The 279-nt window shown below is 54.5% G+C and carries 1 protein-coding gene; it reads right to left on the bottom strand.

The features are described 5' to 3' along the window. The coding region (locus QN347_RS19800; protein WP_323494395.1) for a class I tRNA ligase family protein at positions 1 to 279 on the bottom strand (279 nt) is incomplete at both ends.

A 279-nucleotide genomic window follows, 5' to 3' on the forward strand; every position in this document is an offset into this window, starting at 1 on the left:
TTTTCAATCTGAATTTCGATCGGCATGCCATGGCAATCCCAGCCCGGCACATACGGCGCATCGAACCCGGCCATGGTACGGGCCTTAACGATCATATCCTTGAGGATTTTATTGACGGCGTGACCGAGATGGATGTCACCATTGGCATACGGTGGGCCATCATGCAGAATGAATTTCGGGCGGCCAGCGGCGGCCTTGCGGATACGCGCGTAGATATTTTTCTCTTGCCATTGCTTGACCCAGTGTGGTTCGCGCTTGGCCAAATCACCGCGCATAGGA

The sequence above is a fragment of the Sphingomonas sp. 10B4 genome, from assembly GCF_035019905.1.
Classification (GTDB): Bacteria; Pseudomonadota; Alphaproteobacteria; order Sphingomonadales; family Sphingomonadaceae; genus Sphingomonas; species Sphingomonas glacialis.